The sequence below is a fragment of the Chlorogloea sp. CCALA 695 genome (assembly GCF_003003885.1).
Lineage (GTDB): Bacteria > Cyanobacteriota > Cyanobacteriia > Cyanobacteriales > Chroococcidiopsidaceae > Aliterella.
In genome coordinates, this window is record NZ_PVWN01000006.1 from 1 (window position 1) to 13,546 (window position 13,546).

Consider the following 13,546-nt stretch of genomic DNA (forward strand, 5'->3'; position numbering starts at 1 on the left):
GAGCCAGATGAGGCGAAAGCTTCACGTCTGGATCTAACAGAGAGGTGCGGAGCATAATAGCCCCCATCGACTCTAACCTTTGATGATTAGCCCAATTGCTGCAATCAAAGTTTTATTTAGCACGTCAAACCAAGAGCGATAAAATAAAAACAAATTGGCTATTAGGCAGTATTGTATGACCGCCCAGATTAGTGAAACCAAATCTGCAACTAAACTTGTAATCACTTGGGAAGCATTACCCAATGATTTTCACCTAGAGGATGACCCAGTGGAGAATACAGGTCAGCCACTCTTGGCTGGTGCTTTGCGCGAAAGTCTAGAAATTATTGGTTTTATTCAACCTCAGATGCTTGTCGCCTCAAATTTTGGTCTTTGTGCAACGCTTAACGGACAGTTTATTGCTAAAGCCCCGGACTGGGTTTATATTGCTCGTGTAAATCAGATTTTAGCTAATCGCCGCAGCTACACACCAACTTTGGAAGGTGATGTTCCGGCGGTGGTAATGGAATTTTTATCAGATACAGAGGATAGAGAATATTCAGTAAAGCCAACCTATCCACCAGGAAAATGGTTTTTCTACGAGCAAATTTTACAAGTTCCCATTTATATAATTTTTGAGCCGGATGGAGGTTTGCTTGAATTTTATCAACTCGAAAATGGACGCTACCAGTTAAAGCAACCAGATGAGAATGGTCGTCATTGGATTAATGAGATGGGGTTATTTTTAGGAACTTGGCAAGGTACAAAAGAAGCCAGAACAGGCTATTGGTTGCGGTGGTGGGATGAAGCAGATAACTTGTTACTGTGGGCAGTAGAACAGATTGAACAAGAACGTCAACGCGCTGAACAAGAACGTCAACAAAAGGAACGAATAATTGCCTATTTACAATCTCAAGGTATCGACCCGGATAATTTGCCTAATTGAGCATAATACAACTCTTGGTAATGCGCTAACACGAGTAATATTGCATTAACCGCTACTAGAGTAAGCGCTTTAAAATAGTTTAGCTAAAGGTTCTCAAAAAACAAATTTGCGCGATGCCAATATGCAGTGGGATTTTTTGTCGCTCAATCCAAAATCGTTACACCAGATTACAATTTTGTTTAGCGATCGCGGATTGCCTGCTAGTTACCGCCACATAAACGGCTACGGTAGTCATACGCTCTCGTTTATAAATGATTAAGGTAAGCGGGTTTGGTGCAAATTTTACTTCAAAACCCGTCAGGGCTTAGAGTGCATTACAGGGAAGGAGTCAGCTAATTTGATTGGGAGCGATCGCGAATCTCACGTACTGTGGGCAACTAAGCAATTTTTACCCACAGGATTTTTGCTGATATCGGCTTTTACAAATCCTCATCAGTTAGGAGTAGCGATGGTTACAAAACCTGGTTAATAGCTTTGTTATGTTGATTAGTGAAAGCGCAAAGGAATACGAACTGTGGGTTTGGTTGCAATTGAAATTATTGAAGGTAATCCGCATCTGCGAAGTCTATTGAGTTGGCACTTGCAACAAGTAGGTTACAGAATGTATCAAGCTGCTAACCTAGCTCAAGGTAGGGAAATATTTTTAACTGGGCAACCAACTTTGGTAATTCTAGATTCTGATTTGCCTGATGGTGATGGGGTAGAATTTTGCCGATGGTTGCAGTTGCAACAACAACCATTAGTTTTAATGTTATCAGCACGAAATACTGAAATAGATATAGTTACAGGTTTGCAAGCGGGAGCCGATGACTACTTAACTAAACCTTTTGGAATGCAAGAGTTTATGGCAAGAGTAGACGCAATGTTACGGCGCAAACGTACTCCTATAGCTCCAGTTTATCTAGATTATGGGACTTTGCAAATTGATTTAATCCAGCGTCGCGTCCGCTTTCAAGGCGAATTTATAGATTTAACTCCTCAAGAATTTAGCTTATTATATGTACTAGCTCAAGCTAGTGGAGAAGCCTTAAGTCGTTCCCAATTGCTCCGCCGAGCTTGGCCCGATGCCATTGACAACCCGCGTACTATTGATACACACGTTTTGTCCCTACGCAAAAAGATTGAAATAGATGCCAGAGCGCCGAGTTTGGTGCAAACTGTGCGTAATGTTGGTTATAGGTTCAATATGGAAGCTATTGAGCCTAAAACTTCTTCCACTTATGAAGTAAAGTATCAGCCGACAACTACTCAACTTAAAAGTTTTCAATCTACCGCCGTCAGAAATCAGCGTTAAAGTTTGAATTTTTGCGGTGTTAGCGGTTCAAAATATAGATTGTTCTTGCTATAAATTCAATCTATGCGATCGCCAATTAATGTAGCTGTAATCGGTACGGGATTCGGGCAAAAAGTCCATATTCCCGGCTTGCAAGCACATCCACACACTCAAGTTGTAGCAGTTTACAACCAAGACGCAGCCAAAGCTCAAAGTATCGCTCAAACTTACAATATTCCTTACTTTTGCACCAGTATTGAGGAAGTTTTGGCATTGAAAGAAGTACAGGCTGTGAGTATTTCTACGCCGCCATTTTTGCATTACGACATGGCAAAAACTGTATTGCACGCCGGAAAGCATTTATTGCTAGAAAAACCGACAGCATTATCTGCGGTTGAAGCACGGGAATTATACAATATCGCTTTAGAGCAAAATGTTGTTGCTACCTTAGATTTTGAATTTCGATTTGTCCCAGCTTGGCAGTATTTAGCTGAACTCTTAGCCGCAGGCTATGTAGGGCAACAACGCTTAATTAAGATAGATTGGTTAGTACCTAGCCGCGCCGACGCTACAAAGCCCTGGAATTGGTACGCCCGTAAAGATTTAGGTGGGGGTGCGTTGGGTGCTTTGGGTTCCCATACCTTTGATTATATTAGCTGGCTGTTTGGCGACGTAGAAAGGTTGTGCGCTCATTTAAGTACAGCCGTGAGTTTGCGCCCCGACGGTAAGGGAAAAATGCAACCAGTGGATGCTGACGATAGCTGTATGTTGATGCTAGAACTTGCTAATGGTATACCTTGCCAAGTAACTATTAGCGCTTGTACTTATCAAGGAAGAGGGCATTGGGTAGAAATATATGGCGATCGCGGTACTTTAGTATTAGGCAGCAATAATCAAAAAGATTACGTCCATGGTTTTCATTTGTGGGCAAGCTTTAATGGAGAACCTCTAACACAACTAGAAATTCCCCAGCGTTTAGCTTTTAACCAAACTTACACCGATGGACGCATTGCCCCTTTTATCAGGGTAGTAGACAATTGGGTGCAAGGAATTGAGCGCGGTATTTCCCTCGCACCTTCTTTTAAAGAAGGAGTTTACAGCCAATTATTGATGGATATTGCCCATCAATCTCACCAAACGCGCCGTTGGGTAGACGTGCCAAAATTGGCTGATTTTCTTAGACCATAGTTTCTCGAACAGTTTTGATTTCCTCTAAAGATATGTCTTGCTTTTCGCCAGCAAAGTCATTATCGGAGGTGAGAAACAGCATACAATGGCACTCTTTGCGCTCTCTCATCGGTACGCAAGGGCAGTTCCAAAAAGTAGCATGAACTTCGGCTTCTTTGTCTTCATAATGGCGACAAGGACATAAGGGCGCGCCCAAATCGTCTTTGTGTTTGGCAAGTCCTTCGATAACTACTGCCGTTACTGAAGGTTCAGCACAAAAATAAGTTCCGGTGCGTTTGGCGTAAGTTTGGGAAAACTGCCACATGGCTTCTAGGTTTTTGTCAGTCGATAGTTTCGAGTTTTCTTGGGAATCCATAGTAAAGGCGCTTATTAGTGAGGAGTTGCTATTTAAGCATTTTAGCTTAGAGGATGTTTGAAGTATGAGGATTAATGGCGAAAGTCTCCATTAATCGCAACTAACTAAAAAACCTCCAAACATTTATTAACAGGCGGAGTTAGTCAAATTAAGGTTTTTTGTAGCTGTAGTTGCAGGGATTGATCGGCCTGAATTGTTAACCCTGGGAATTGTCGATTTTCTAAGTTGCTAGGCTCAGAACTATTTTGCCACAGTACCCAACGACTACCAAGGGGAAGAATATCGAGGGATTGGGGGTTTTCAGTCAGCCAAATTAAGGGATGAGGCGGCAAATTACTATTAATAGCTTCGATAGTGGCGTTTGTGGCGGCTAAAGCTTCTAAAACCGGGCGATCGCCTTTAATTAATCCGGTACTTGCAGTCCACAATTTTATATTCAACTGTTTTGACACGGCATAAAAATACAAAGAAGCCGCCGCCGTCACTGCTTGTTCAAAATTATCGCTTTGCCAAGAACCCGCACTGTCTAAACAAATAACTATTTCTTGTCCGCTTGTAATTACTTCTAATTCTCGTACTCGTAGTTCGCCGTAACGGGCGCTGGTACGCCAGTGAATTAGACGGGTAGGATCGCCCATGCGGTAAGGGCGCAAACTGCGGGTAATGCCAGAAGTTGATGACTGGGAGCGCTTTTGACTATTTGCTATTTGCTTGTCTTCAAGCCCAATCTCATCAATTAAAGGGCAGTGAGTTAGGGTAAATACGTGCGGATAAACGATCGCCTTGGCGGTCGAATTGCGATCGCGCCGACACCAAAATAAGCCCAAAGGTGCAGCCGTCCGCAGCCTGACTGTTTGCCATTGATACACGCCTCGGCGTGACGCGCGTAGTTCGTAAACCCAACGGTAGGAAGTTTCAGGAGCGATCGCCTCTATAGCTGTTTTTACGGGTTTTCCCAGCACAAAAGGTAAAATATCTTGGACTTGTAATAAAGTTTTTGATTGAAGTGTTTGGTTACTTATTTCTAAGGCGATCGTCAAGTCATCCCCGGCGCTTACAGGTTGAATAGGTTGACGACGAATAGAAATGCCTCTAAGACTTCGCTTTGGTAAAATAATAGCTATTCCCAAAATGGCAAAACTCAAGCCGCTAATTACATACAGCCACCCTGCCATAGTATTAATTGCTGCACCAAAAAAACATATCGCTACGCCTGCTAATACCCAGCCACTATAATCCGGTTTAACAGCGTGAGTTTCTAACCAATTGCTAAAACGGTTGGCAATATTCATAATTGGTAGATGCTTATAAAAAAGGTGGGCATTACCCACCTTTTTAGATTATCAGCTTAGTCAAGATTTATTTTCTAACTAGCTTTTTACTTACTTTCCGCAAACGAATAGATTTAGGAGTTACTTCCACTAATTCCTCTGGGCCAATGTACTCTAAAGCTCGTTCTAAGCTCATATCCAAAGGTGTTTGCAACTGTACCAGTTCATCGCCACCCGCCGCGCGATGGTTTGTTAGCTGTTTAGTTTTGCAGATATTTATTTCTAAGTCTTGAGGACGATTGTGTTCGCCGACAATCATACCTTTGTAGACTTTTGTTGTGGGGTGAATGAAAAATATGCCTCGATCTTCAGCATTTTTCATGGAATAGAACGTAGAAACACCTTCTTCAAAGGAAATCAACACGCCATTGCGTCGAGCTTCAATATCGCCAGATAGGGGACGATAATCTAAAAAGCTATGGTTCATGATGCCATCACCACGAGTTAGGCGCATAAATTCGCCTCTAAAACCAACCAAACCACGAGCGGGAATTACAAATTCTAGTTGCGTACGTCCGTTACCGCCTACTTGCATATCTTGCATTTCGCCTTTACGCTGTCCCAGACGTTCGATGCAGCTACCAACGCCTTCTTCTGGTACGTCTAATACCAAGCATTCGTAAGGTTCGCAAGGTTGTCCGTTGACTTCGCGGTAAATAACCTGTGGCTGAGATACTTGAAACTCGTAACCTTCGCGGCGCATAGTTTCAATTAAAATCCCTAAGTGTAATTCGCCTCTACCACAAACTGCAAACTTGTCCGCCGAATCGGTTTCTTCGACGCGCAGAGCAACGTTTGTTTCTAATTCTCTAAATAAGCGATCCCGTACTTGTCTAGACGTAACTAATTTACCTTCTTGTCCAGCAAAGGGCGAATCGTTTACAGAGAAAGTCATCTGCAACGTTGGCTCGTCTACTTTAATTAATGGTAAAGCAAGGGGTTCGTTGGGACAAGTTATGGTTTCACCGATATTTGCTTCTGCAAAACCTGCTACCGCCACAATGTTTCCGGCGCTGGCTTCTTCTAAATCGATCCGCTTTAATCCATCAAAGCCCATCAATTTACTGATTTTACCTTTAACAATTGCCCCAGATTCAACAATTAATGCTGCTTGCTGTCCGGCGCGAATTGTACCGTTATGAATTTTGCCGATTACAATCCGCCCTAGATAGTCAGAATAATCTAGAGTTGTTACTTGCAACTGCAAAGGCTTATTTACATCCCCAATTGGTGGGGGTACGTGGCGCAAAATCGCATTAAATAGCGGCTGCATATCCGTAGATTCTTGCTCTAAATCATCTTTGGCGTAGCCAGCTAGTCCTGACGCAAACAGGTAAGGAAACTCGCACTGGTCATCATCCGCGCCTAGTTCCAAAAATAAATCTAATACTTTATCAACCGAACCGTGAGGATCAGCTTGAGGTCTATCGATTTTGTTGACTACTACAATTGGGCGTAGTCCTTTTTCTAAAGCTTTTTTTAGGACAAAGCGAGTTTGAGGCATGGGGCCTTCGTTGGCATCTACAATCAAGATGCAACCATCTACCATCCCTAATACGCGCTCTACTTCTCCGCCAAAATCAGCGTGTCCGGGAGTATCAACAATATTAACTAGCGTATCTTTGTAGCGAACGGCGGTATTTTTAGACAAAATTGTAATGCCCCGCTCTCTTTCTAGGGCGTTGGAGTCCATCACGCAATCAATGACTTCTTCTCCTTCTCGGAATATGCCAGACTGGCGCAAGAGAGCATCAACGAGCGTCGTTTTGCCGTGATCGACGTGGGCGATAATAGCAACGTTGCGAATGGGAATCGTCATAAAATAAGGACTAAGAACTTAGTTTTTATAAGGGCTGGTATTCTTTAACAGAGTTCTCACCAAAATCATCTATCTGTAAAGAATCCTTAATAGATTGTAGCTTGTTTACTCCCAAAACAGCTATTTTGTTTGACGGCTGCTTTTTCACCTACGCTGCCATTAGTAATACATTTTCTAACTTTGCCTTAGTATCGCTATAAAAATGCCTCAATTTTTGCACTGTTACTAACGACAAGCCAAACTTTACTACTCCAACAATTTGTCCCCAAGCGTACACTTGGGAAACATTAACAGCTTGCTCAAACTTTTGTTTGTAAAACTCTAACCAAAACTGGGGTGCTTGGCGAGTGTTTTTGTTCCAGCGCTTACGCCACCGGATAATATCGGCAGTATTTGGCGCTTCTGCGGCTAAAATTGGCGGTAAATCGGCATAACTAACAAATCTACTAAATTTTACGCCCACTACCAACACTACACGCGCCCAGCAGCGAATATATTTAATTTGAGTAATATCTACTTTTATAAGTAACGCGATCGCCTCCACCGTCACAAAACGCGCTAGTGGATTAATATACTTGGCTTCTTTGTGTTCTATTGGTATCATGTTAATTAACTCCCATTTATGGGTTTGTGTAAGGCGATCGCACTTAGTTTGTCAGACGTGGGCGATCGCTTTTTAAGCTATTAAATTATTAAAGGCGAAGTCTCACCTTTTGTCAACAATGGGCTTGGTCAAACTAAGAATTAAAGAGTTTGCTGGTGAAAAGGGCTGGACAATCAAGGAAGTTGCAGATCGTTCGGGAGTTCCTTATAGTACGGTAAAAACCTATGTACGCTTACCTCAACGATCAACTGTCGATCTGACGGCGCTACAAAAATTAGCTCAAACTTTTGATGTATTGATGGAAGATTTGTTTGAGGTAGTAAAGGAGTAAAGTGCGATCGTTTTTATAGTAAAGATTTCAATGGTATTGTAAAATCAGGTACAACATCTTCACCACTTAAAATTGCTGTAGCTGGGTATTGGGTGATGGATAAATCACTACGATAAACAAAGGCTTGCTGGTTTTGAGGATCTATTAACCAGCCAAGTTTGACACCATTAGCAATGTATTCCTGCATCTTGGCTTGAAGTTGAGCTAAGCTATCACTTTTGGAGCGAATTTCAATAGCTAAATCGGGCGCTAAATCTAAAAATCGGTCTTCGCCTTGATCCCATTCTGGGGGTAGACGATCTTTAGCAACAAAAGCAGCATCAGGCGACTTCACTGCACTATTTGCTAATTTAAAACCCGCACTACAACCAAAAACTTCGCCTAAATCGTGTTTTTCTACCCAAATTAGTAGATAAGCTCCTACTTTAGCTTCTCTATTGCTAGAAATTGCGCCATTTAGGGGCATAGTTACGAGTGTACCATCGGCATTACGTTCAAATCGCAGTTGTGGATTTGCGGAACTCATTAGCATCAGTTCCTCATCAGAAATCGCTGATACAGGTTGTGCAGTATCCATAACTATGCTGTGGTTAAGACATCTTTAAATTGTATATCGGTCTGCTATGTTGGATTTATTTAGCGATCGCAACAACTTTAGGATTTTTTCTCATGGCAAATGTGCGACTAGAAGGGATTAAACGCAGATTTAACAACGTTACGGCGATTGAAGACATTACATTTACTGTTCCCGATGGACAATTTTGGGTATTAGTTGGGCCGTCAGGTTGCGGTAAGTCTACGGTTTTAAGGACGATCGCCGGGTTAGAATCGGCAACAGAAGGAAATTTATATATTGGCGATACTTTAGTTAATAATATTCCGGCAAGGGCGCGAGATGTAGCAATGGTTTTTCAAAACTACGCCTTGTATCCGCACATGACAGTAGCAGAGAATATTGGCTTTGGTTTGCAGATGCGAAAAGCCGATCCTAAAACTATCAAAGAGCGAATATCAGTAGTTGCAAAAAGTCTCTCTTTAGAACACTTGCTAGAACGTAAGCCAAAACAGCTTTCGGGGGGACAACAACAAAGAGTAGCATTAGGGAGAGCGATCGCGCGTCAACCTCAAGTATTTTTACTAGACGAACCTTTATCTAACTTAGATGCTCAATTAAGAGACGATACGAGGGTTGAACTAAAGCAATTGCACCAACAGTTAGGGATTACAACTATTTATGTTACCCACGATCAAACCGAGGCGATGACATTAGGCGATCGCATTGTGGTATTAAATAACGGTAAAATCCAGCAAATTGGCGCACCGCAGAGCATTTATGCCAAACCTGCTAATCGAATGGTGGCAACTTTTTTAGGCAATCCACCCATGAATATTATTCCGGCAATTTATACAAATAATAGTTTTAAGGTTGGTAATCAATTTTTAGTTTGTCCTGAAAGTATCAGGGAAACATTAAACCCTGCGGAGGGACAGAGTTTTGATTTGGGGATTCGTCCTGAAAATATTTATATCAACCAAGCAGCTAAAGATGGCTTAGTTGTGGAGGTAAAGGTATTAGAGCCTTTAGGGAGAGAAACCTTAATTCGCGCAGAGATAGTAGGAATTCAGATAAATGTGCAAGGGGGGAGAGATGAGACTTCGCAAATGGGCGATCGCATATCTTTAGAATTGGACTTAAACCAATTATTTGTATTCGATCCAATTACGGGGAATGCTCTATATCCTTAAACTCCTGCAAAAGCTGGTGGATAAATAACTTTTCCTCTCTGGGTATCTTGATAGCTATTGAGTGGCTTAACCATAAAATAATCTTCTGGTACTGGAAAGGGAGACTCGATACCGTAGCCAACCGATGGCTTAAACCCAAAGCGGTTATACAACTGAGGATGTCCCAAAACGATCGCTATAGATTCCTCCATTACATTTGCTCTTGTTAAACCCTCTCGTACCAAAGCGCTACCAATACCTTGTTTTTGAAACTGCGATCGCACAGCTAAAGGAGCTAAACCAAGAACTTTGTAATTTACATCATTTACTAAATCTATATAGCTAAATAAGATGTGACCGATAATAACGTCGTTCACCTCCGCTACTAAGGAAAGATTAGGGATATAGCGATCGCTCTTACGAATCTCCTGTACTAGCCTTCCTTCGTTATCCTGCTCAAACGCTTGCAAAATTAATTCAGAAATCTCTTGATAGTCTGATGGTTGTTCAGAGCGGATTAGCATTTAAGTCAATTGTTTTTGATGTAGTTGTGCGTGTAATTGACTAGGTGCAAAAGCTCCGTGTTCGGTAATGATGGCGGTAATTAAATCGGCGGGAGTAACATCAAAGGCTGGGTTGTAAAACTCTGCACCTTCAGGAGTGATAATTGTCTCGCCGATTTGATAAATTTCGACTGGATCGCGTTCTTCAATCGGGATTTCGCTACCTGTCGCTAGTTCAAAGTCAATCGTAGATAAAGGTGCGGCTACAAAAAAGGGTACATTGTGAGCTTTAGCAATTAAAGCCAGATTATAAGTACCGATTTTATTTGCGGTGTCTCCGTTTGCTGCAATGCGATCGGCTCCTACTACAACTGCGTCAATCATTTTACGCTGCATACAATGCGCCGCCATGCCATCAGTTATAACTGTTACAGGGATACCTTCGGTTACACACTCCCAAGCGGTGAGTTTTGCCCCTTGGAGGCGAGGACGGGTTTCGTCGGCATATAATCTGGTCAAACGTCCTTCACGCCAAGCAGAACGCACTACACCCAGGGCTGTACCGTAGCCAGCCGTTGCCAAAGCTCCGGCGTTGCAGTGAGTTAGCAAGTTTAATTTATTTGGAGTTGCGGGTAAAGCGGCTAAACCATAATCACCGATCGCATGACAAGTTTGCAAATCTTCCGAATTGATTGTTTGAGCGGTTTTGAGGAGAATTTCTTTAATTTCTCCTACAGTACCAATGCTTTCGTAGGCTGTTCGTAGCATTCGGGCGATCGCCCAAAATAAGTTTACCGCCGTCGGACGAGTAGAACGCAATAACTGACCAACTTCTTCTAACTGTGTCAAAAAATAATTTCTATCTTGGGTTTCAATCTCCCTTGCTCCCAAATACATTCCATAAGCCGCCGCTACGCCAATTGCAGGCGCACCGCGAACAATCATAGTTTTAATAGCCTGCGCCATATCATCGCTGCGATGAATTTCTACTAGGGAGTATTCGTTAGGTAAGCGCGTCTGATCGATTAGCCATACCGCATTTTCAGACCAAATTACCGGATAAACTTGTGTATTTTGAGCCATCATAAAAGTATTTGTAATGTGTTTATGGACGTAAACTTAATAAAGATTGAGCGAATTGACCATTTTGTTCTTACTGTTTGTGACATCGATGCTACTTGTAATTTTTACTCGCGTGTTCTCGGAATGCAAGTGGTTACTTTTGGGGGCGATCGCAAAGCATTACAATTTGGCAATCAAAAAATTAACCTGCACCAAGTGGGCAAAGAATTCGCGCCAAAAGCTCTAAATTCTACTCCTGGTTCGGCAGACATTTGTTTAGTTACCGTAACTCCTCTTTATCGAGTAATAGATTACCTTATTTCCTTGAATGTTGAATTGCTAGAACCGAAAACTGTACGCAGAACGGGAGCTATAGGAACGATCGAATCAATCTACATACGCGACCCTGATGGCAATTTAATTGAAATTTCTAACTATGTATAAGGGTGAGGATTACTCACCCTCTTACCTAAGAATTAAACCACCGATGGCTGCTTGCTGAAAAAAGCATCCAGTATCTGTTTTGCCATTTGGGGAGTTGTTAAACCCAAATCTGCTTTAGATTCGTTTGGCTCGGCATGATCGACTAATATATCAGGTACGCCTAATCGCTTCACTGGAACAACTACATCCGCATCTAACAACGCTTCCGCTACCGCCGTACCAAAGCCACCGATTAGACAGCCTTCTTCTAACGTAACGACGCGCCCAATTTGTTTAGCCAAAGGTAAAATCAACTCGGTGTCTAAAGGTTTAGCAAACCTAGCATTTACTACCGTTGCTTCGATACCATGTTCGCTCAAAATTTCCGCAACCTGCATTGCTGGATAAACCATTGAACCAAAACCAACTAGCAACACATCATCGCCTTGACGCAGAAGTTCACCTTTACCGATAGGTAGAGCTTCCCAGCCTTCTTCCATCAAAGGTACGCCATAGCCGTTACCTCTAGGATATCGCATGGCAATCGGCCCCTCTGTATGTTCTACACCAGTAACAATCATCCTTTGTAGTTCTGCTTCATCTTTAGGAGCCATTAGCACCATATTAGGCAAACAACGCAAGTAAGCAATATCGTACATTCCTTGATGAGTAGGGCCGTCTACGCCCACAATTCCGGCTCTATCTAAGCAGAAAAATACAGGTAATTTTTGAATGCAAACATCGTGAACAATTTGATCATAGCCACGTTGCAAGAAAGTAGAATATATTGCTACAACTGGGCGCATTCCTTCGCAAGCTAACCCCGCCGCTAAGGTGACGGCGTGTTGTTCGGCAATTCCTACATCAATGTACTGATTGGGTAACTTTGCCTGCAACTTATCTAACCCTGTACCTGTCGCCATAGCCGCAGTAATCCCGATAATTTTGGGGTTGTTTTCTGCGAGTTTTACTAAGGCGTGAGCAAATACCTTTGAGTAGCCGGGGGGTTTTGGTTTGCCAGAGGGGTTAGCTTTGCCACTGCTAAGATTAAACGGCGACTGAGCGTGATAGCCTACTTGATCTTGCTCGGCGATCGCATATCCTTTACCCTTAACTGTAGATACATGAACAATTACAGGCCCCGTATGTTGGTGTGCCTGCTGGAAAGTAGCGATTAATTCTTCTAAATTGTGACCGTCTACTGGCCCCATATAAGTGAAGCCTAATTCTTCAAATACTGCGCCAACTTTTGGCACAGCTAGACGCTTCATACCTTCTCTAAGTCGTCCAAGTTCTGGAGAGAGCGAATCACCAACAAAAGGTAACTGCTTGACTTGTTCTTTGAGATTGTCAGAAATAAACTGCACTGGAGGACTAAGGCGCATTTTATTCAGGTGACGAGAAATTGCGCCTACGTTGGGAGAAATTGACATTTCATTGTCATTCAACACTACAAGCAAATTAGTTTTGGGCAAGTGTCCGGCGTGGTTGATTGCCTCTAATGCCATCCCGCCCGTTAAAGCGCCATCACCAATTACAGCTACAGTTTTAAACTTTTCGCCCTTAGCATCTCGCGCTAATGCCATCCCTAAGGCGGCTGAAATACTTGTAGAAGCGTGTCCGGCTCCAAAATGGTCAAATTTACTTTCACCGCGTTTGAGGTAGCCTGCAATGCCGTCTTTTTGCCGCAGGGTGTCAAAGCGATCGTAGCGTCCAGTAATTAGTTTGTGTGGATAAGCCTGATGACCTACATCCCAAACAACTTTATCGTAATCTAGATCCAATGTCTGATAAAGCGCTAGTGTCAGTTCTACCACACCCAGACCTGGGCCGAGATGTCCGCCGCTTGTGGCGACAGTTTGCAAATGCTTTTCTCTAATTTCAAGAGCGATTTGCTGCAATTGGCGGATTGATAAACCGTGCAACTGGTTTGGATGGGTGATGTCACTCAGGTGCATAGGGGGGGTACTCTCGCTGATTTTATCTATTGGGTGCGATCGCTATTGA

At 42.7% G+C, this 13,546-nt stretch carries 15 protein-coding genes and 1 pseudogene; 8 read left to right on the top strand and 8 right to left on the bottom strand.

All coding sequences use genetic code 11. The features are described 5' to 3' along the window. Window positions 1-175: 175 nt before the first annotated feature. From C7B70_RS04765 to C7B70_RS04780, 5 genes and pseudogenes are all read left to right on the top strand, one after another. Window positions 176-925 carry a Uma2 family endonuclease gene (locus C7B70_RS04765; protein WP_106367928.1) on the top strand — a complete coding sequence of 250 codons (750 nt, stop codon included), beginning with the start codon at window positions 176-178 and terminating at the stop codon, window positions 923-925. Between the two features lie 97 nt (window positions 926-1,022). Next, window positions 1,023-1,184: pseudogene (locus tag C7B70_RS28615) on the top strand (catalase); the annotation flags it as partial. Between the two features lie 78 nt (window positions 1,185-1,262). Then, window positions 1,263-1,394 carry a hypothetical protein gene (locus C7B70_RS28255; protein ID WP_255409312.1) on the top strand — a complete coding sequence of 44 codons (132 nt, stop codon included), beginning with the start codon at window positions 1,263-1,265 and terminating at the stop codon, window positions 1,392-1,394. Between the two features lie 45 nt (window positions 1,395-1,439). Next, complete coding sequence (locus C7B70_RS04775) at window positions 1,440-2,219, top strand: response regulator transcription factor (protein WP_106367929.1); 780 nt, start codon at window positions 1,440-1,442, stop codon at window positions 2,217-2,219. Between the two features lie 63 nt (window positions 2,220-2,282). Further along, window positions 2,283-3,386 carry a Gfo/Idh/MocA family protein gene (locus C7B70_RS04780; RefSeq protein WP_106367930.1) on the top strand — a complete coding sequence of 368 codons (1,104 nt, stop codon included), beginning with the start codon at window positions 2,283-2,285 and terminating at the stop codon, window positions 3,384-3,386. On the opposite strand, the gene C7B70_RS04785 is transcribed toward C7B70_RS04780, so the two are convergent. The 4 genes from C7B70_RS04785 to C7B70_RS04800 form a co-directional block, all read right to left on the bottom strand. Continuing rightward, window positions 3,376-3,741 carry a ferredoxin-thioredoxin reductase catalytic domain-containing protein gene (locus C7B70_RS04785; RefSeq protein WP_106367931.1) on the bottom strand — a complete coding sequence of 122 codons (366 nt, stop codon included), beginning with the start codon at window positions 3,739-3,741 and terminating at the stop codon, window positions 3,376-3,378. The genes C7B70_RS04780 and C7B70_RS04785 overlap by 11 nt on opposite strands. Before the next feature lie 143 nt (window positions 3,742-3,884). After that, window positions 3,885-5,033: a DUF58 domain-containing protein gene (locus tag C7B70_RS04790; RefSeq protein ID WP_106367932.1), complete on the bottom strand. Its 1,149-nt coding sequence runs from the start codon at window positions 5,031-5,033 to the stop codon at window positions 3,885-3,887. A gap of 67 nt (window positions 5,034-5,100) precedes the next feature. Continuing rightward, entirely contained in the window at window positions 5,101-6,891 is a 1,791-nt protein-coding gene (gene typA, locus C7B70_RS04795; RefSeq protein ID WP_106367933.1) for a translational GTPase TypA, read from the bottom strand. 148 nt (window positions 6,892-7,039) lie between these two features. After that, a complete protein-coding gene (locus tag C7B70_RS04800; protein WP_106367934.1) occupies window positions 7,040-7,495 on the bottom strand; it encodes a hypothetical protein in 456 nt (151 codons plus the stop codon). Window positions 7,496-7,613: 118 nt separating this feature from the next. Between C7B70_RS04800 and C7B70_RS04805 the strand changes: the two genes are divergently transcribed. Continuing rightward, window positions 7,614-7,826, top strand: coding sequence for a helix-turn-helix domain-containing protein (locus tag C7B70_RS04805; protein WP_106367935.1), 213 nt, complete (start codon window positions 7,614-7,616; stop codon window positions 7,824-7,826). Between the two features lie 13 nt (window positions 7,827-7,839). Here C7B70_RS04805 and C7B70_RS04810 read toward each other — a convergent pair whose 3' ends face one another. Beyond that, window positions 7,840-8,403: a Uma2 family endonuclease gene (locus C7B70_RS04810; RefSeq protein ID WP_106367936.1), complete on the bottom strand. Its 564-nt coding sequence runs from the start codon at window positions 8,401-8,403 to the stop codon at window positions 7,840-7,842. 92 nt (window positions 8,404-8,495) lie between these two features. On the opposite strand from C7B70_RS04810, the gene C7B70_RS04815 reads away from it, so the two are divergent. After that, complete coding sequence (locus tag C7B70_RS04815) at window positions 8,496-9,572, top strand: ABC transporter ATP-binding protein (RefSeq protein ID WP_106367937.1); 1,077 nt, start codon at window positions 8,496-8,498, stop codon at window positions 9,570-9,572. Here the strand turns inward: C7B70_RS04815 and C7B70_RS04820 are convergent. After that, window positions 9,569-10,075, bottom strand: coding sequence for a GNAT family N-acetyltransferase (locus C7B70_RS04820; protein ID WP_106367938.1), 507 nt, complete (start codon window positions 10,073-10,075; stop codon window positions 9,569-9,571). The two genes, C7B70_RS04815 and C7B70_RS04820, sit on opposite strands and share 4 nt — an antisense overlap. Then, window positions 10,076-11,140 carry an S-methyl-5-thioribose-1-phosphate isomerase gene (gene mtnA / locus C7B70_RS04825; RefSeq protein ID WP_106367939.1) on the bottom strand — a complete coding sequence of 355 codons (1,065 nt, stop codon included), beginning with the start codon at window positions 11,138-11,140 and terminating at the stop codon, window positions 10,076-10,078. A 21-nt stretch (window positions 11,141-11,161) separates the two neighbouring features. Here mtnA and C7B70_RS04830 point away from each other — a divergent pair, with 21 nt between their 5' ends. Further along, the gene (locus tag C7B70_RS04830; RefSeq protein WP_199192062.1) at window positions 11,162-11,560 is read left to right on the top strand and encodes a VOC family protein; all 399 of its coding nucleotides are present in this window, start codon (window positions 11,162-11,164) and stop codon (window positions 11,558-11,560) included. A 32-nt stretch (window positions 11,561-11,592) separates the two neighbouring features. On the opposite strand, the gene dxs is transcribed toward C7B70_RS04830, so the two are convergent. Continuing rightward, entirely contained in the window at window positions 11,593-13,497 is a 1,905-nt protein-coding gene (gene dxs, locus C7B70_RS04835; RefSeq protein ID WP_106367940.1) for a 1-deoxy-D-xylulose-5-phosphate synthase, read from the bottom strand. Window positions 13,498-13,546: the final 49 nt, after the last annotated feature.